The 18,099-nt window shown below is 46.1% G+C and carries 18 protein-coding genes and 1 tRNA gene; 12 read left to right on the top strand and 7 right to left on the bottom strand.

Annotation, left to right across the window (positions count from 1 at the left end):
• Nucleotides 1-78 precede the first annotated feature (78 nt).
• Entirely contained in the window at nt 79-1,896 is a 1,818-nt protein-coding gene (locus QUA36_RS07825; RefSeq protein WP_333456571.1) for an ABC transporter ATP-binding protein, read from the bottom strand.
• A 289-nt stretch (nt 1,897-2,185) separates the two neighbouring features.
• Nucleotides 2,186-2,326, bottom strand: coding sequence for a hypothetical protein (locus tag QUA36_RS07830; protein WP_172188980.1), 141 nt, complete (start codon nt 2,324-2,326; stop codon nt 2,186-2,188).
• A 219-nt stretch (nt 2,327-2,545) separates the two neighbouring features.
• Between QUA36_RS07830 and QUA36_RS07835 the strand changes: the two genes are divergently transcribed.
• From QUA36_RS07835 to QUA36_RS07855, 5 genes are all read left to right on the top strand, one after another.
• Nucleotides 2,546-2,617 (top strand) — tRNA-Gly (locus QUA36_RS07835).
• Entirely contained in the window at nt 2,588-2,830 is a 243-nt protein-coding gene (locus QUA36_RS07840) for a hypothetical protein (protein ID WP_333451577.1), read from the top strand. Before QUA36_RS07835 ends, QUA36_RS07840 begins: the two co-directional genes overlap by 30 nt.
• A 40-nt stretch (nt 2,831-2,870) precedes the next feature.
• Nucleotides 2,871-3,275, top strand: coding sequence for a hypothetical protein (locus tag QUA36_RS07845; protein WP_333056560.1), 405 nt, complete (start codon nt 2,871-2,873; stop codon nt 3,273-3,275).
• 4 nt (nt 3,276-3,279) lie between these two features.
• Entirely contained in the window at nt 3,280-4,545 is a 1,266-nt protein-coding gene (locus QUA36_RS07850; protein ID WP_333456573.1) for a glutamate-5-semialdehyde dehydrogenase, read from the top strand.
• Nucleotides 4,546-4,868: 323 nt separating this feature from the next.
• Nucleotides 4,869-6,008 carry a fatty acid desaturase gene (locus QUA36_RS07855; RefSeq protein WP_333456575.1) on the top strand — a complete coding sequence of 380 codons (1,140 nt, stop codon included), beginning with the start codon at nt 4,869-4,871 and terminating at the stop codon, nt 6,006-6,008.
• Nucleotides 6,009-6,142: 134 nt separating this feature from the next.
• Here QUA36_RS07855 and QUA36_RS07860 read toward each other — a convergent pair whose 3' ends face one another.
• On the bottom strand, nt 6,143-7,846 hold the full coding sequence (locus QUA36_RS07860) for a lipoxygenase family protein (RefSeq protein ID WP_333167234.1): 1,704 nt from the start codon (nt 7,844-7,846) through the stop codon (nt 6,143-6,145).
• A 321-nt stretch (nt 7,847-8,167) separates the two neighbouring features.
• Nucleotides 8,168-9,301: a class I SAM-dependent methyltransferase gene (locus tag QUA36_RS07865; RefSeq protein WP_333456577.1), complete on the bottom strand. Its 1,134-nt coding sequence runs from the start codon at nt 9,299-9,301 to the stop codon at nt 8,168-8,170.
• Nucleotides 9,302-9,852: 551 nt separating this feature from the next.
• On the opposite strand from QUA36_RS07865, the gene QUA36_RS07870 reads away from it, so the two are divergent.
• The 3 genes from QUA36_RS07870 (at nt 9,853) to QUA36_RS07880 (ending at nt 11,885) form a co-directional block, all read left to right on the top strand.
• Nucleotides 9,853-10,908, top strand: coding sequence for an adenylate/guanylate cyclase domain-containing protein (locus tag QUA36_RS07870; protein WP_333451584.1), 1,056 nt, complete (start codon nt 9,853-9,855; stop codon nt 10,906-10,908).
• 36 nt (nt 10,909-10,944) lie between these two features.
• Nucleotides 10,945-11,367, top strand: a complete 423-nt coding sequence (locus QUA36_RS07875; protein ID WP_333167240.1) for an NUDIX domain-containing protein — start codon at nt 10,945-10,947, stop codon at nt 11,365-11,367.
• 62 nt (nt 11,368-11,429) lie between these two features.
• Nucleotides 11,430-11,885 (top strand): GTP pyrophosphokinase, encoded by a 456-nt coding sequence (locus tag QUA36_RS07880; RefSeq protein WP_333456579.1) that lies wholly within the window; start codon nt 11,430-11,432, stop codon nt 11,883-11,885.
• Between the two features lie 58 nt (nt 11,886-11,943).
• Here the strand turns inward: QUA36_RS07880 and fabG are convergent, their stop codons facing one another.
• Nucleotides 11,944-12,708, bottom strand: a complete 765-nt coding sequence (gene fabG / locus QUA36_RS07885) for a 3-oxoacyl-[acyl-carrier-protein] reductase (RefSeq protein WP_333168116.1) — start codon at nt 12,706-12,708, stop codon at nt 11,944-11,946.
• 73 nt (nt 12,709-12,781) lie between these two features.
• On the opposite strand from fabG, the gene trxA reads away from it, so the two are divergent.
• Together trxA and QUA36_RS07895 are read left to right on the top strand one after the other, a co-directional pair.
• Nucleotides 12,782-13,099, top strand: a complete 318-nt coding sequence (gene trxA / locus QUA36_RS07890) for a thioredoxin (RefSeq protein ID WP_333168117.1) — start codon at nt 12,782-12,784, stop codon at nt 13,097-13,099.
• An 87-nt stretch (nt 13,100-13,186) separates the two neighbouring features.
• The gene (locus QUA36_RS07895; protein ID WP_333456581.1) at nt 13,187-13,780 is read left to right on the top strand and encodes a hypothetical protein; all 594 of its coding nucleotides are present in this window, start codon (nt 13,187-13,189) and stop codon (nt 13,778-13,780) included.
• Between the two features lie 54 nt (nt 13,781-13,834).
• On the opposite strand, the gene prmA is transcribed toward QUA36_RS07895, so the two are convergent.
• Nucleotides 13,835-14,725 (bottom strand): 50S ribosomal protein L11 methyltransferase, encoded by an 891-nt coding sequence (gene prmA, locus QUA36_RS07900; RefSeq protein WP_333366407.1) that lies wholly within the window; start codon nt 14,723-14,725, stop codon nt 13,835-13,837.
• Nucleotides 14,726-14,909: 184 nt separating this feature from the next.
• On the bottom strand, nt 14,910-16,493 hold the full coding sequence (gene serA / locus QUA36_RS07905) for a phosphoglycerate dehydrogenase (protein WP_333456583.1): 1,584 nt from the start codon (nt 16,491-16,493) through the stop codon (nt 14,910-14,912).
• Between the two features lie 289 nt (nt 16,494-16,782).
• Here serA and QUA36_RS07910 point away from each other — a divergent pair, with 289 nt between their 5' ends.
• Both QUA36_RS07910 and QUA36_RS07915 read left to right on the top strand, forming a co-directional pair.
• Nucleotides 16,783-17,289: a hypothetical protein gene (locus QUA36_RS07910; RefSeq protein WP_333375001.1), complete on the top strand. Its 507-nt coding sequence runs from the start codon at nt 16,783-16,785 to the stop codon at nt 17,287-17,289.
• Between the two features lie 74 nt (nt 17,290-17,363).
• Complete coding sequence (locus tag QUA36_RS07915) at nt 17,364-17,954, top strand: Uma2 family endonuclease (protein WP_333366413.1); 591 nt, start codon at nt 17,364-17,366, stop codon at nt 17,952-17,954.
• The last annotated feature ends 145 nt before the right edge of the window (nt 17,955-18,099 follow it).

Below are 18,099 nucleotides of genomic sequence, written 5' to 3' on the forward strand. Positions count from 1 at the left end.
GGATAACCGCTCCCATGCTCCCGATGAAGTAAGAAGCAAATGTCTAGACTTGTCTAGTATTTGTATAGCAGGAAATCCCTAATTCACTAATTCCCCGGTTTCTTGCAGGGAGTGCAGGCGACGATAAATACCTTGTTGACTCAAAAGTTCTTCGTGGCTGCCAACTTCGACGATTCTACCGCCGTCGAGTACGACGATCGCATCGGCTTCGCGAATTGTACTCAGTCTGTGGGCAATAATTATGGTGGTGCGCGTACCGAGGATATTTCGCATGGCTATCTGGATCGATCGCTCCGACTCATAGTCCAAACTAGAAGTAGCCTCATCAAAAATTAACACATCCGGCTCCACCAACAGCGCCCTGGCAATCCCCAACCGCTGCCGCTGACCGCCGGACAACCTCATTCCTCTCTCCCCGACCACGGTATAGTAACCTTGGGGCAACAGCCGCACAAAATCGTCTACTTTGGCGATGCGACAAGCATCCTCAACTTGCTCGAAAGTTGCATTTCTGTTTCCGTAAGTCAAATTTTCCAGCAAAGTACCGTTAAAAACGTCTACTTCTTGGTGGACAATGGCTAAACGCTGGCGGTAGCGAGTCACGTCTAAGCTGCGAATGTCTTCGCCGTCGATCAGAATGCGGCCGGAGTTTGGTTCAAAGTAGCGAAACAGAAGTTTAACTAAAGTTGATTTCCCGGAACCCGATCGCCCGACTAATGCTACAGTCTGACGGGGATGAATCAATAAATTCACATCTTGCAAAACGGGTTTTTGGCTGTCGTACCCGAATGTCAGACCGCTGATCTCAACTTTGCCGGTAAATTTATAAGGCGACGCCGATCGAGCATTTTCTGCTAAATTAACCGCATCAACACCGTCTGGCGTTTGCATAAACTCGTGGAACCGGATCATTGAAGAATAGCGCCGCGCCAATAATTCGGCGATAATGCTAATCGGACGCAGTTGGGAATAGGCCATGCTTGCCAGGGTGTAGACGGTAACAAAATATCCGAGGGAAATTTTGCCTGCAACCGTGGCTGCTAGGCTAAAACCAAGAACTGAAAACAAACACAACTGGACGATCGTCTGCTGGTATGTCCCCAAGGTGACGTATCCTTTGTGAATGCGGTTGATCACGACTTTTAATTCGCGATCGAGTCTGGTTGTTTGCCTTTTGAGTTCATCGCTTTCTGTGGCAAAAGCTTTGACTGTTTTGATGTTGGTGATAATTTCCGAGTTGCGGCTTTCGGTATCTTCGATGTATTCATCCAGAATTTCTTCCCGCGCAGTCACCCCTTGCAGGCCTTTGAGGGTGAAACTGAGGATAAATAGGAATGAAACCAAAATTAATAAGCCAATCCGCCACTCAATTAAACAGATAACGGCAAAAATGCCGATTAAGCGGACGACTTCGGGGATGAATTCGCCGGCAATTTCTGGATAAGTCCAAGTATGGTTGGCGATGCCTTTGGCGATGCGGCTGGCAATCCGTCCGGCGTTGTTTTCGTCGTAGAATTCTAGGGGTAAGGTGAGGATTTTGCCGATCGCACTTCTCATTCGATCGCGCCTTGCCCTCAATGGTATCGCCCAGTGGAACCAATTTGCTACCCAAGGTTGGATCGGTGCTTTGGCGACTGTTACCAGAAAAATTATGCCGAGCAAGACGGATAGCGATAATATTTTGTTGGGTGACTGCTGGGTAACAGAGGCGATCGCTGTTATCAGTTTTTGGGTTACTGTATCTGTAGCTTGACCCGACAATACGTTTAATATTTGACCGATCGCGTAAGGAACAAGCAAATCGGCCAGTGCCAAAACGCTGGATGCGCCTATGCTGTAAAGTGATATTTTCCAGTAGCGACTGTAGTATTTGAAGATGTCCTGAAAGCTTGCCATAAATTCTTGTTGAGATACAACCCTTGCAAACACTTGCATTTAAAACTGCGCTCTCGGCGCGCTTTGTTTACAAGTGTACTACAAAAGTAGTTGATCGGGGAGTCATCTCGGCTCATGCTAGCGACTCGCCCGATCGGGTGATTTATGGAAATCATTCGATCATCAGCAATTGATCCGCATTCCTGGGCCATAAATTCAAGAGTAAGGGCAAAAAAATGCAAAAGACAGAATTTTTCTTAAATTCTGCCTTCTGAGCAATGCCTTATAAGTTTTACGTTTGAGTAGTCTGTTAGCTGAAGGTGTAGGCTGATTGCAGCGCCCACCAGATCAAGAAGCCGATTCCGCCGGCAATGACAATCGCCGAAATGGCGATCGCTATAGGACTGTCAGCTCCCTTGAACTTCATGATTCCGCGATTTAAATCTGACATGACAGTGTTCTCCCACAATTCCAGCTTGATTGTAGCTTTGTAGTCAGCCGATGGCGGTCAATTTTCACGGCAATTACTGATTTGGTTAATGATCGGGCTGCTGAAATTGCAGGTGGGGAGTGGGTTTGGGGGGGGTTTACTGGGTTTGTGAAAAAAACTTACTAAAAAGACTTGACAAATTTTGAGAAGTGAGACAATATTGTTAATACCGCAGGAAATGCGGGTGTAGCTCAGTGGTAGAGCGTCACCTTGCCAAGGTGAATGTCGCGCGTTCGAATCGCGTCACCCGCTTTAGAAGATAAAAAAAATCAAGAAAACCGGAAAGTAGATCAAGAAAGTTTTCGGTATCCTCCTAATGAAGGATGGTTGAAAATACCTAAGTTAGTGGTAAGATTGAATCCAGAACTTGCAAGTCAAAATTGCCGATCGGGCGAGATCTCGGAACAGGCAGTTGAAAGCCTCGCTTTGGCGGAATTGACAAGTTTGATTAAGTGGATATGTTAACGATTATTTTTGTAAAAACGCTTTTTTTATCCGATCGCTAGTGCCATCTCAAAAAGCTCCCAAGATAGACTTAAACGATGAGTACCCCTGTCCTTGCCGACGCCGGGGTCGTCTAGTTCCCATAACGTTGACAGAAGCCTTTGGTTGCAACCGCTGTCAACAAATATTTGTATTGGACGAAAGTGGAGACGTGATCGAGCAACTATCAACGAACTATCCTTACAAGCAGGCTTGGCGGTGGACGGGCCACCAGTGGAACAGAGCGCATCCGGGTTTGAAGGCTCATTACTTGCCACTGGCTTTGGGTATGATATTGGTGCCGCTAGTGATTTGGTTGCCCTTGGCGTTGCACTCGCCGGGCCCGAATATTATTCTGTGGGCAATGGTCGCCGTGCTGCTAGCAATGCTGCCGGCGCTGATGGTATGGCTGGCTTATAGGCGTTAGCTAGATGATAATAGAGGATTTTACCCATTCATCAGATGCCGCAAATGTTGCGCGTCGCGCTTATCAAGCTTCTTTGGAGTTGGCTGCGACAAAGAGTGCCGATCGCGCGGCAGCTTTGCAGGCGATGGCGGGCTCGCTGAAACGTCGGCAAAATGATATTTTAGAAGCAAATACTCTGGATCTAGAAGCGAGTCGGGACATGGCGATTCCCGAATTGATTGTGGAGTGGCTGAAGCTGACGCCGGAACGGATCAAGACAACTGTGCAAATTCTGGAACGGTTGGGGGAAATGCCAGATCCGATCGGGCGGGTGATCAATGCTTCTTATCAGGTCGATCGGTGTCAGGTTTACTGTCAGTCGCTGCCACTGGGGGCGATCGCTCTAATTTACGAGGCGTTTCCAGAGTTGGGGGCGATCGCCGCGGGTTTGTCTCTCAAAAGCGCTAACAGTTTGATTCTTAAAGGCGGCAGCGAAAGCTGGCAAACTAATGCTGTAATTGGGGAAGCTTTGGTGTCGGCGATCGATGAGGTCGGTTTGCCATCGGGATGTTTGCAGGTACTGCCGCCGGATCGGGGCGCTTCGATCCGAGAATTGGTCACTCAAGACCAATATCTCAATTTAATTATTCCCTACGGTAGACCAAGTTTGGTGCAGCAGGTGGTAAGGCTGTGCACAGCACCCGTTTTGAGGTCGGCAATGGGAAATTGTTACCTCTATTGGTCGCCGACTGGTAGTTTGGAGATGGCAAGGTGGATGATTTTGGACAGCCATCAAAGCGTGCCCGATCCTGTTAATGCGATCGAGAAAGTGCTGATCGATCGCAACCAAAAGCCTTCTTCCTTAGTCAGGCTGTGGAACAGTTTAAAAGAAAAAGGCTTTCAAATTAGCGCTGATGCGGATCTTGTTGCAGATTTCCCAGAGTTGAAGCTGGCGGAACCATACGAGTGGACTCAACCGTATTTAAACAAAACCATCGCGTTTAAAGTTGTCGATAGTTTAGAGATTGCGATCGGCTGGATCAACCGCTACAGCAGCGGTCACGCTGACTGCATTGCCACTGAATCTTACTTAGAAAGTCGCCAATTTGCTCTGGATGTTAACAGCGCCTCAACTTTTATTAATGCCTCACCTCGGTTTTGGCGCTATCAAAATCGGGGAGATGCGATATTTTTGGGAATGTCCAACCAAAAAGGTTATCGCCGGGGATTGATCGGGTTAGATACACTGACGACAATTAAAGAAATTGTTCAGGGAAACGGACTTTTTTAATTTTATAGATTATTTAGGATTGGTTATTGAGATTAAACCCAACTGAAAAGTGGGAGACTATTATCGATAGGTAAGCCTTTAAGAGGTGTTCCAAAATTATTTTATAGGATACAATAATATCTTGGTACAAAAATCAGGCAGCCTTGATCTAAAGGAATTTGATCACAAGCTCCCGGATAGCCGCAGTGGAGACCGACGATAAAATCTCCGCATCCTAACAATAAGCCGCCGGATTTATGTGTGGGTTCAATCTCAAATCGGGTACGGGATCTAATTAAATTTAGAAACTTATTAAGTCACATGAAAATACTCTTAGCGATCACATGAAATCCGAAAAATCACTCAATACTGTAGACAAGACTGCAACGCCGACTTTAGGCAAAGAAACGCTAATTCACCACTCGGTATATGTTAAAAAATTGCGTCCGCTGCTTCCATCAGAGGCCTTTGAAGCGAATTCCAGCAACTTAGGGATACTGCTGATAAATATCGGGATATTATTGTTAGGATGGGGAATTGCTGCTAATCTCGATCGCTGGCCTGTCTACCTTTTATGGCTTTACTTACCTTTAGCCGTCATCATGGGTAATAGTATCATAGTTTTGCTATTTAGCTCCCACGATTTGATGCACGGCAGCGTTCAGAAAAAGTCTCGCCTGACTTATCCGATCGCCTTTTTGGGACTAAGTATGCTGTTTATGCCACCTACACAGTGGAAATCCCTGCACAACCTCGTACATCACAATAACACGAATTCTGTGGCCGATCCCGATCGCAACTATCTGTACCAGCAACCAGATACTTGGGGAAAATGGATTCAAAATCTGTTTGTACCGTCGGTGGAAGTCAATCCGGTGTGGTTAATTGTAGGGATGGCGGGTTCGTGGTTAGTGCATAATTTCCGCAATCTCACCTCGGTGCTGTTATTTAACGATAAATCTGTTGATTACGTACCGGCGGCCTTTACAGTTAGTCCTCAAGATAGATTGACAATCGCATTTGAATGTCTGGGAATTTTAGGAATTCATGCGAGCATTTTATTCTACCTAAATTTTCATCCGCTCAAAATCGCTCTTGCGTACTTTTTGCCGATCGCAATTGGTCATGCAGGCGCAATGTTTTACATCTATACCAATCATATGGGTTGCCGGATGACCGCCATTAATGACCCGCTGATAAACAGTGCTTCTGTGCGGGTTCCTAAAATATTTGACCTGCTGCACTTGAATTTCTCTTACCACACAGAGCATCATATTTTCCCCAGCATCAACTCAAACTATTATCCGATGGTGCAAGAGTTGTTGCAAATTCACTATCCCGATCGCATGAATTTAATCGATGCTGGCGACGCTTGGCGGTTGCTGGTGGAAACACCCCGGCATTATCAAGATGAAGTTACCTTCACTGATTCCTCTGGAACAATGTCTGTAAATTGCTCGATCGCTGAAGACTACAAAAGCTGAGAATTCGCATGGCAGCCACATCTTCAACCATGCTTAAGAACAGGCTTTCCGGCCTGTTCCACAAACAATAAATTTTCTTTTGGGGAGTAGGGGTTGGGTGTCTCGCCCAACCCCTACTATCCAAAAATACACTCCTACATACTGATGCTATTTAGTACCAACGAAGGCTTGAGAGCAAAATAAGGGATGACTCGTTTTTGATTGTTGGCATCAATCTCGTGTTCTGCCAGATTCAAATTTTGCTGGAACTGTCTGGCTAAAAGTTGGATCGGGGTTCCCGCAAAAACTTCGTCGAAGCTCATCCGGTAGAGTTCTCGGAAAGATTTATCGTAGTAACCCAAACGGTCATATCGATAAGCTGTCAAAATAAACAGAATTTGCAGTTGATTGGCCGCTCGTTTGTACGGAGGAAGTAACCGTAAAATGTCCTTTTCCGTAATCAATTCTAGATTACCGGAAGCGGTAATCCTAGGAATGTCCCGGTAGGCGGCCAAAGGCATATTAGCTGCAAAACTCATGTATTCATACTGAGGAAAATTGACGGCTGAATGCTGCGGGCCACAGGTAAAAATTACAGTTGTGACAATTGCAATTAATTGTTCAACGGTGTCGATGTGGTCTGGCATTCCTTTGACTTTACCGCCGTTATCAGACGCTAATTCTTGAGCCCAGGTTTGCAGTTCCACATCTTGTACGATCGCCTGATTCGTCGGGTAAAAGAATTTAAGATAGCCCGATACAAAGGTTTCAATCGCATCCCAAAGCAACAATCCATCATCTCGGTAAGGATAGTGAGGCAGTTGATTGGGGTCATCCATTCCCCGATTTTTCAGTTCAGCGGGTAAGGCAAATTGATCGAGACTCCATGTACTGCACGCCTCTCTAGTCAGTTCCATTGACTCAGCCAAGGTACCACCTAGCAATTCCTCAACAGGCCCGCCGGGATTGATCAATCGAGAACGAGCCAGATCGTTGTTGGTCAACATAAAGCGAAAGTGCGGTTTCAGCAGCAGGCTAAGCGGGTGATTTTTAGCCAACTGTCGGGCGGTGACGATCGCAATTGGTTCCATCACCAGATGAGTTCGACCTAAATGCGAGTTCATTTCATGGTGATTGGCATCTGCTACTTGTACACAGAGTTTCGCAAACAGCCAATCGACAGGAGGATCGAATGGGGTATAGACATGGCTACCGGGCGTCGGATCGAGTTGAATGGCAATAGGTGTCATTTCACCGCGATCGCGGACTCCCGTCCACCGCCAAGCGAAAAAAGCCCGTGGTTTGGGCAAGTATTTTCTGCCTTTTTCATAGGTTCCGCCTCCAACGAGAGCAGGGGCGCGATAGTGTTCGTCAGTACCTGTGTAATCGGCAATGTAAATGTTTTTTTGCTGCAACTCTTGCTGCAGATCGAATAATGGGTGCAAACTGGAAAGACCCCTGAGTGTTTCTGCCCGAGGATCGCTGGCATCTAAGAGGCGAAGCACCATCGGATTTGCTCCAGACAGGCGCTGTTCTGCAAAAGAGCGATCGGTTTGGTAAATTTTGGCAACTCCAGGTAGCGGCAGCCAAGTAAAAAAGTCTTCATAGTCTTGGAGTTCGTCGAGAGGATCGAGAAAAGTTCTCGAATCGGCTGCCAGCATATTTGCCGGAAGTTCCGATGTTGCTAATATCCGTTCTGCAAGATACTTGCTCGAAAAGTTCTCGACTGCGGGCACATCTTTCAATAATGCCAAAGGTGATAAACTCTCATAGTCAAACTGATAAGCTTGTTGCTGACGATTCAAGGAATCTTTGCGCTGTTCTTGGTTCGGGTCGTCTTGAGGAAGAGAAGGTTTCATATTGTCTACCATTGTATAAATCAACTCTCTTTTTGTAGTAAAATATTGCACATCATCACTACAGATCGAGGAGGGAATTTAAAAACTATTATGCAGGCTCACGCTTGATATAGATCTTATTCACCGAGCAATAATCTTGTTCCGGATTTTTTTAAACTCAGAAAAATTCCTCAAAAGAAGGCAACACTTCTCGATCGCCCTAAATCGACGTATAAAAGTTTCATACTCCCGATAAGTAGGTCGCACTCAAGAACCCCGACTTCTCAAAGAAGTCGGGGCTCGGGGTGTTCGGTTTTTTGAGCTTGGTCTACTGATTAGCGGTTAGGCACGAACCATTAAATATTGGCCATTGCCGTTGTATTCGCCGTCGCAACTCGCGAAATTAGCCACAAACCAAATTAAGTAAAACCGCCAGATTCGCCGAAATTTGGCATAGTCGATGCCGTAGTCTAAATCTTTGACTATTGCCTGAGAATTGTCAAAGTTTTTCAGCCAGTTAGCAAAGGTTGTGGAGTAATTGTATCCGTTGAGATACCATCTTTGAATTGTTTTGAGGTCTTTGTTGTGGCTGGTAACTGCATCGTATTTCCAGTAACGGCCGTGGGGGAAAATGTATTTGTGCGTGAAAACGCTGGATATATTGTTGGGAATGCGGACTGTAATAATGTGAATGAAAACTTTGCCGTTATCCTTCAGGAAAGAGGCAAGCTGTTGGAAACCCTTCGTTAAGTTGCCTATATGCTCAAAAACTCCGATGGAGAGAATTTTGTCAAATTTTGTCTCGAAGTTGGCGTCGTTCAAATCGCCTTCATATAGGGTAAATCGACCTGAACTAAGGTAGCTTTCGGGGTCTTGCATCTTCTGACGCATATACTCGCATTGGTTGTGGCTGAGGTTAATGCCAGTAAACTGGACATTGGGGAATTTGGAAAGAATGTAATTGGGAACGCAACCCCAACCGCAACCAAAGTCTAAAATGCGATCGCCATCCTGAATCTCTAGCTTTTCAATCACATCATCAATCATCTGCATTTGCGATTGTTCAAGGTTGGCGGCTCCTTTTTCCCACAGCCCCATGCTGTACTTAGGATAAATGAGTTTTCCGTCGCCTAACATCGGATTCAGCATTGCTTGAGGTAAGTCGTACTGAATTTTCATTAAATCCCCCGGCCCTTCGGCTGTATGGTCTGTTTCTGTTAGTACCCATTCGTAGGGTGCAAGCAGGGAGGGGAAATGCTTAAAAAAGACCGGCATACAGGTATCAAAAAGCGATCGCAATACTGAATCTGGGACTTCTAATCCGTTGATGTAAGACTCTGCTACTGCCATTTGCACCGTGTTAACTGCACTGGTTGCGAGGCGGGTTGCTCCGTAGGCGATCGGACTTTTGGTATGGATATTTCCGACGATGGGAATGTGGTTTTCGATGTTTTGTAGGGCTGTTGATGAACTCATGGTTATACTGGTTTTAAAGATGCTGCTATTCTATCTCACGGACATTAGCTGGTTGTTAGAGAGCAAAAAAGCTGAAACTATTGCCAAGTAAGGTTTGCCTACCAAAAATCCCCAAAATCATAAAAAGCTATGGCGGTTGAGGGGGATTTGATAACGGATTTATCGGGGTTTGGGCGATATTAATTTTATTAAGAATTATGTCATCCCATTTTAGATTTTAGATTTTAGATTTTAGATTAACTCTACAGCTTGAATTGGGGTATTTTCATGGTGAGAGGAAAACTTTAGTGCTCAGTTATACCATTTTAGATATGAGAATTGAAAATGAATGATCAGCTAAGAGTGGGACTCTTGCCTAGAGTTGCATTTTTTTTTAAATTGGTGTCAGTTTGGCGGTTGAGGTGACGAAACGAGAAGCAAATGCCCATCGCGACTTATAGTTAAGGAATCAGGGATACAGAAAAAATGCCCAGAAACCGGGTTTGCATACAGGTTCGCTGCAATAACAGATGTCCGCGAGATTCCTCGCTAATTAGCTAGACGCGCCACATATGCCACAGATTCACTATCTGCCGGACGATCGCACGATCGAGATAGACGACGACGATATAATTCTCGAAGCTTCCCTGCGTGCCGACATTCCCCACACCCACATCTGCGGTGGTAGCGCCCGATGTTCGACTTGCCGGGTATTAGTTGTCGAAGGTTTAGAATTTTGTTCTCCCCGCACTTTGCCGGAAGAGGAACTCGCAAAAAAATTGCGTTTAGAGCCGGAAATTAGGCTAGCTTGTCAGACACAGGTTGCGGGCGGCAAGGTGATTTTGCGCCGATTGGCGATCGATTCTGAAGACTTGGAATCATTTAACGACGAAATGTCGGGAAAGTTGATTTCTGCTCCTGTGGGTCAAGAGAAGAAAATTGCAATTTTGTTTGCCGATATTCGAGGGTTTACTGCATTTGCAGAATCCCTGTTGCCCTACGATGTAATTTATGTTTTAAATCGCTATTTCCAAAAAATGGGTTATGTGATAAACCGCAATGGCGGGATGATTAATAATTACATGGGAGATGGTTTTATGGCGCTGTTTGGGTTGGAAAATCCCGACAAGGCGGCGGAACAAGCGGTGAGGGCTGGGGTGGAGATGCTGGAGGAACTAGAGAAACTCAATCCCTATTTTGAGACTTTATACCGTCACCGGTTGCGGATTGGGATTGGCATTCACTGCGGCTGGGTGGTTGTTGGGAATTTGGGGGCATCGAAGAGTCAGACAGTTACGGCGATCGGGGATGCGGTGAATTTTGCCAGCCGGATCGAGGCGGCTAATAAGCAAGTAGGAACCAGTTTACTTATTTCCGAGGAGACTTATCAGGAAGTTAAGGAATTGGCGATCGTCGATCGGCGTGTATCAGTGCCAATTCCGGGGAAAAGTGGCGAATATCCGCTGTATGAAGTAGTCGGGATGCCGCCGCTGCCCCTGGAAATCTCCTCGATTTCCGAGGTCAAAGAAAAATCTATTTGGAAAAGTTTTGTCAAAAATTTGTGTACTTTGTATGCTGCGGTGTACAATTGGATTAAGAAAATTTGGATTCAAATTAGAAAACTATAAAGCAACTTTTTTGAGTTTTGTTATTCCCTAGACAAGATGAATATTCCTCAGTCAATAGTTCGGATTTTTCTCATGCTCCCCAACGGTCAGATAGTCGCACAACTGCGAGATAATATTCCAGGTATTGCAAGCCAAGGAATGCTTTCTACTTTTGGTGGTGGCGTGGACATTGGAGAAAGTCCACAGCAAGCAGCCGTGCGAGAATTGGAAGAAGAAACTAGCCTAAAAAGCGATTGCAACCTTGCATTTGTCACAACTTTTATTTACACGACAAACAATAATCCAAAATTTATCCAAAACAATCACCTATTTTTGGCAAAAGTTAGCAATTTTGAAAAAATAGAAATCAAAGAAGGTGTGGGTTTTGTAGTTTTGAGAAAAGATGTAGATTTCGAGAAAGTCAACGCAGGGGAAGGTACTCAAATGGCTTGGAAATTGTTGCAGGAATATTTAAAATAAAAATTCCCACACTACCTTTTCCCCGCGATGAGACTGAAACTTTAATAGAGAACTTCTTTACTATGCTGTCAAATACGAATTCAGAGTACGAATCATTACTACAACGAGCGATCGCGATCGCCACCAAAGCTCATGATGGGCAGGTTGATAAGGCAGGCAATCCCTATCTCGATCATCCCCTATTTGTGATGGAAAATGTAAATTCTATAGAGGAGAAAATCGTAGCCGTTCTACACGATGCGGTCGAAGATTCTGAACTTACACTGGAGCAACTTAGAAGCGAAAGTTTTCCAGAAGTTCTAGTCTCGGCGATCGCGGCGATTACCAAAATAGAAGGAGAAGCTTATGCAGCTTATTTAGAACGTGTGATTGCCAACCCGATCGCATTGCGAGTCAAGATCGCTGATGTTACTCATAACCTTGATATTCGTCGCATCGCCAATCCGACAGAGGCAGATTTCCAACGCATTGCCAAATACAAAAAAGTCCTTAGTCAGTTGCGTGCCGCCCTGAAATAATTATTAACCGCAAATATCCGCGTTCATCCGCGTTCATCTGCGGTTAAAAAATCAAATCCTAAGCCATCACCATCCCCCCATCCACATTAAAAACCTGCCCCGTAATATAAGCCGCCGCCGCATCTGCCGCCAAAAACTTGACCATCCCCGCAACTTCCTCAACTTCCCCATATCTCCCCAAGGGAATATATTTCAAAATCTCATCAGACTTGACATCCTTAGTCATATCTGTAGTGATAAAACCCGGTGCAACTGCATTCACAGTAATCCCGCGACTGGCCAACTCCTTCGCCACAGTTTTAGTAAACCCAATTACCCCAGCCTTCGCCGCACTGTAATTAGCTTGTCCGGGATTGCCCATTTGTCCAGCAACCGAAGCAATATTAATAATTCGGCCGCTTCGCTGTTTCAGCATGATTTTACTGGCAGCCTTCGCACACAAAAACACGCCGGTTAGATTCAAATCAATTACCGCTTGCCAATCTTCCAACTTCATCCGCAGCAGCAAAGTATCGCGATTAATGCCGGCATTGTTCACCAAAATGTCAATTCGTCCCCATTTTTCCATGACATTACTGGTGAGTAAATCTACTTGGTCAGTTTTCGAGACATCTGCTGCAAGTGCCACAGCTTCTCCTCCTGCTGCGACTATTTCTGCTACCACCTCATCAGCAGCAGCACTCGAACTCGCATAGTTGACGGCGACTTTAGCGCCTTCTGCTGCTAGTGTTAAAGCAACGGCGCGGCCGATTCCCCGCGACGCACCGGTCACGACAGCAACTTGACCCCGCAATCTCTGAAAAGTCTCTGGTAATAGTTCCATAATTGTATCCTCGCAATCTACCAGAGAATTTTGCACTAAAATCGAGCCAGAACCCAAAAAATTATTTTGTCTTATGGCAGTTCAAAAACAGTTCAGCAGTTTTGAAGAGTTACTATCGGGCTCTGACTTGCCCGTGTTGGTGGATTTTTACGCTACTTGGTGCGGGCCTTGTCAGATGATGGCACCGATTTTGGAACAAGTGAGTGGTCAATTGAAAGACAAGCTGATGGTTGTCAAAATTGACACGGATAAGTACGAACAGTTGGCGTCGCAGCATCACATTTATGCTTTGCCGACTTTGGTGTTGTTCAAAAATGGCGCTGAGGTCGATCGCATTGAGGGAGTTATGCAACCGGCGCAGTTGATCGATCGAGTGCAACCTTTCTTGTAACCGGAGTCAATTATCTCGCACGTAGGGTGTGTCAGCCCATATCTGATTAATTATGAATAAGATAACCCTAGTTGACGCACCCTACGTATGAAGACTCCCAGCCACGCTATTATCAATCTGGCAATTCTCGGCAAACCGCAACTGCCGCAAGCTAATCTCATTATTGCGATCGGCGGAATTTTGCCGGATATTCCGATATTTTTATTTTACTTTTGGGCGAAATACATTGCTCGCTTGCCCGCAGCTACAATTTGGTCAAAAGCATATTATGAGCCTTTTGTGCAAGATATTGTGGCTCTGTTTCATTCTATACCTCTGGCGGTTATTGGTTTGCTAATTGCTTATTACTTTGGCTGGCAAAGTGTGCAAATTCTGTTTATGAGCATGATACTGCACTCTCTGGGAGATTTGCCTGTCCACAATGACGACGCTCATCGGCACTTTTTTCCGTTTAGCAATTACCGTTTTATCAGTCCGTTTTCTTATTGGGATAGGAAGCACTACGGGTCAATTGTTTCTGTGGTGGAAATGTTGTTAGTGCTGCTGTCAACTTTCCGGGTTTTTGGTTTTGTTAACTCTTATGCTGGAAAAACGTTGTTAATTTTGGTGAATGGTTTTTACTGGGCTGGCGCGGTTTATTTTCAGGTGCGAGATTTATTTAAATTCACTTCCCAAAGATGAAACATGAACTCAAAATTACCAATTAGCAATTAGGAATTAGCAATTACCATATTGTTAACTTCGCCGAATATTAAAACAACACCAATCTTGGCGCTTCCACAGAGTAGCGACAATCCAGCCATGCTGTTCGAGAGTGTCAGCAATTGGCTTAGCTTGGTCGAGCAAAATGCCGCTGAGCACGCCCCAAGTAGTGGGTTTGCTAATTGCAGTGAAGTGCGGGATTAAATCAATGATTACTTCTGCTAAAATGTTGCAGATCAAACCGTCGATCGGCTCATCTACCATTTCTTTCAAACGATCGATACTTCCGAGTTCTGCAACCAACTGCTGAGAATTAACGCGGTTGAGTAGTCTGTTGCTAATGGTCGATCGCACTGCCAAAGGATCAGTATCCAAAGCATAAACTTTTGTAGCGCCCAACAACACCGCGCCGATCGACAAAATACCCGATCCGCAGCCGATATCAGCAACTACGCACTCTTTGTCATCAAAACCGAGACGCATTTCCAGCGACTCCAGACAGAGTTGAGTAGTAGCGTGAGCACCAGTACCGAAGGCTACGCCCGGATCTAAACGCAAAATAACGCGATCGGTATCAGTTGGTAGGGGCAGCCAAGCGGGATTAATTAAAAAGCGATCGCCCACTTCTTGAGGCTGCCAGTGCTCCTTCCAAGTGCTGCCCCAGTCTTCATCTTCAATCAAATCCCACTGCATCGCAGGTAGGGGCAAACCTGCACACAGAGCATCTTGGCGCAGCCACAGAGACAGAGCGGCCAAATCCAGCAATCCTGCCTGTTCTTCGGGCAAATAAGCCGACATCAGGCAGGAATTGCTTTTGAGCTCAGTAGCAGTTCCCCGACAGTTAAATCGTTCCAGACGCCAAAAGATGATATCTTCCAGCGCCGGATCGCAAAGAATTCTAATTTCCCACCAGCTATGTGCCATAACGATTTTAGATTTTAGATTTTAGATTTTAGATTGGCCCAGGGGAACTGGAGACTGGGAACTGGGGAGTGAGGAAGGAGGATTGGCTAATAGAAAAATTCCCGCTTTCAGGCCAATGACCAATTACCAATTACCCATTACCAATTATCAGCCCTGGCATCCAAAATCTAAACTCCAAAATCCGTCAAAGATTTACCGTGTAAGCATCCCGAATTCCCGGAACTTTTAGGATCTCGGCCAGTATCCCTTCTGGTAGAGGGTCATCGAGGCTCAAAACCATCACCGCATCGCCTCGCACGATTTTACGGCCTACTTGCATACTGGCAATATTGACATTAAAACTGCCCAATTGGGAACCAATTTTGCCAATAATCCCCGGCATATCGCGGTGCAGGGTAAACAGCATATGGTGAGTGGGGGAAACGTTAACCGGGAAATCGTCAACGCTGGTAATCCGAATTTCGCTTTCGCCGAGCACTGCACCTGTCACGGTGTGTTCGCCGAGGGTTCCCTTGGCCGAGAGGTGCAGGGAGCCGGTGTAGTCGCGAATTGAGGCGTCTCTGGTTTCGACGACCCGAATTCCGCGTTCTTTGGCTTCAATGCTGGCGTTGACGTAGTTAACGCGCTCTCGCAGGGCTTGGGATAGCAGGCCTTTGAGGGCGGCGACGACTACGGGCTGGCTTTGGTTGCTGGCCAATTCGCCTTGCAGTTGAACGTTGAGGTAATCGACTCGGCCTCCGGCTAGCTGGCTGACGAGGTTGCCGAGGGTTTCGGCGAGTTGCAGGTAGGGTTTGAGTTTTTCGATCGAGTCTGGGTAAATTCCTGGTATGTTGACAGCCGATCGCGCGGGCAGCCCCAACAGTACATCGCGAATTTGTTCAGCCACGTCGATCGCCACATTCACCTGAGCTTCCGCCGTCGAAGCGCCCAAGTGAGGTGTCAGCACGATGTTTTGGCCGACACTCCGCAGCGGGGAATCGGCTTCGAGGGGTTCGTGTTCGTAAACGTCGATCGCTGCGCCGGCTATCTGGCCTGATTTTATAGCTTCTGCGAGGGCTGCTTCGTCGATGATGCCGCCTCTGGCGCAGTTTATGATGCGGGCCGTGGGCTTCATTTTCGACAGCACGTCAGCGTTAATTAAGTGCAGGGTTTCCGGCGTTTTGGGGATGTGCAGGGTGATGTAGTCAGATTCGCGCATCAGCAATTCTAGTTCTACCAAGCGGCAGCCCAACTGGTCGGCTCTTTCGGTCGAAATGAAGGGATCGTAGGCCAGCAGTTTCATGCCCATTGCTTTGGCTGCGGCGGCGAGGTGGGAGCCGATTTTGCCCAAACCGACGATGCCGAGGGTTTTTTTGTAAACTTCTACGCCGAGAAAGCGGTTGCGTTCCCATTTACCACCTTTAACGGATTCGTTAGCTTCCGGGATGTGGCGGGACATCGAGAGCATCATGGCGAGCGCGTGTTCGGCGGCGGCGATCGTGTTGCCTTCGGGGGAATTGACGACTACAATTCCTTTGCGGGTAGCGGCGGGTACATCGACATTATCTACACCGACGCCGGCTCTGCCGATGATTTTGAGTAAATTCCCGGCTTCTATGATTTCTTTGGTAACTTGGGTGCCAGAACGGATCATCAAAGCGTCGTAATCTGGAATAATTTTTACCAGTTGTTCGGCTGAGAGTCCTGTGTTTACGTCAACTTGCGCGACTTGGGAGAGGATGTCAATTCCGGCTTGGTCGATCGGATCGGATACTAGAACTTTAGGCATAGCAAGCAATTGAGTGCAATAGTAAAAATAGACCGAGCGTTGGCGAGCTCAAAGTGAGACTTATGACTTAGAGCAGTATCTAACAGCTCAGCTCAAGCTTGCCTTTGTGCAGTTTGAATTGTATCTGTATTCGGTCAATGTCGGCCGTTTTTTGCGTGAAATATTTCAGCTTTGCGGGCGATCGGACTCTCTGACAGTCTGAAAATCCCCCAAGTGCTTAGCTAGTATGTCTTTTCGGTCTATAATAGACTTTGGCTATTCAAGCCTAACTATCAGGAATTGTTTTCTAATGAATTATCTTATCGCCGTACTGCCCGATCGAATTCAAGCCGAAGCTGCCTACTGTGCTCTCGAAAAAGAAGGCTTGCCTATGAAGCAAGTGAGTATTTTGGGCCGCGGCTACAAAACTGCTGATGAATTTGGCTTGATCGACCCCAACCAGCAAGCGAAGAAACAAGCTAAACTCATGGCTATTTGGCTGATTCCCTTTGGCTTTATTGCTGGCGTTACTTTCAGTCTAATGACTGAGTTGAAAACTTTCGCCTGGGCGGGGGAAATTGGCGATCACGCGATCGGTGGTGTACTCGGTGCGATCGCCGCTGCAATGGGCAGTGTGTTTGTTGGAGGCGCGGGCGGTATGGCTTTTGGTAGCGGCGATGCTTTGCCCTACCGCAACCGTTTGAATGCGGGTAAATTTTTGATTGCGGTTAAGGGTACTGATGATTTGACTGGGAAAGCTGCGAAGATTTTGCAGCAGTTTAAACCGGAAAATATCCAAGGTTATACAGAGACTTAGTTATTTGTTTGTTAACAGTTGACTGTTGACTGTTGACTGTTGACATTCAACTCGTGTAATATTTGGAGGCAGTTATGGAATTACAAACTATCCCCCTACATTCTCCCCTAGAATTAACGCTGGAATTAACAGACGAGCAGTTTTTTCAGTTGTGTATTGACAACCGGGATTTAAGATTTGAACGGACTGCAACGGGAGAATTAATTATTATGCCGCCTGCGAGTAGCGATACAGGCAGACGGAATGCGGATCTAAGTTTTCAACTCGAAGGTTGGAGCCGTCAAAATAAGCTTTTGGGAATTGCTTTTGACTCTTCAACTGGATTTAAACTCCCCGACGGTACAGACATTTCTCCCGATGCTGCTTGGATGCGGCGCGATAGGTGGGATGCTTTAACTGCTGAAGACAAAGAGAAATTTGCGCCGATTTGTCCAGATTTTGTGGTGGAATTGCGATCGACTACTGACTCGCTAGAAAAATTGCGGGCTAAAATGAAAGTATATGTGAAAAATGGAGCGAGGTTGGGATGGTTGCTCGATCGCAAAAATAGAAAAGTAGAAATCTCCCGTCAAGGTTCAGATGTGGAAATTTTAGACTCGCCTGCAACTCTGTCCGGTGAAGATGTACTACCAGGTTTTGTGTTGGATTTAACTGATATTTTCTAAATTTGTAAGAAGACTCGGCGTTTGAAACCGCATCTATCAAGTCAAAATACGCAGAGGCGGGTTAAAGAGTAAAGAGTACAACTGGGGTAAAATTACGTTATTCTATTTAGTCGGCATCCAGCAGACATGGTTTGTATAAACCTGC

The sequence above is a fragment of the Microcoleus sp. Pol10D4 genome, assembly GCF_036701555.1.
Lineage (GTDB): Bacteria > Cyanobacteriota > Cyanobacteriia > Cyanobacteriales > Microcoleaceae > Microcoleus.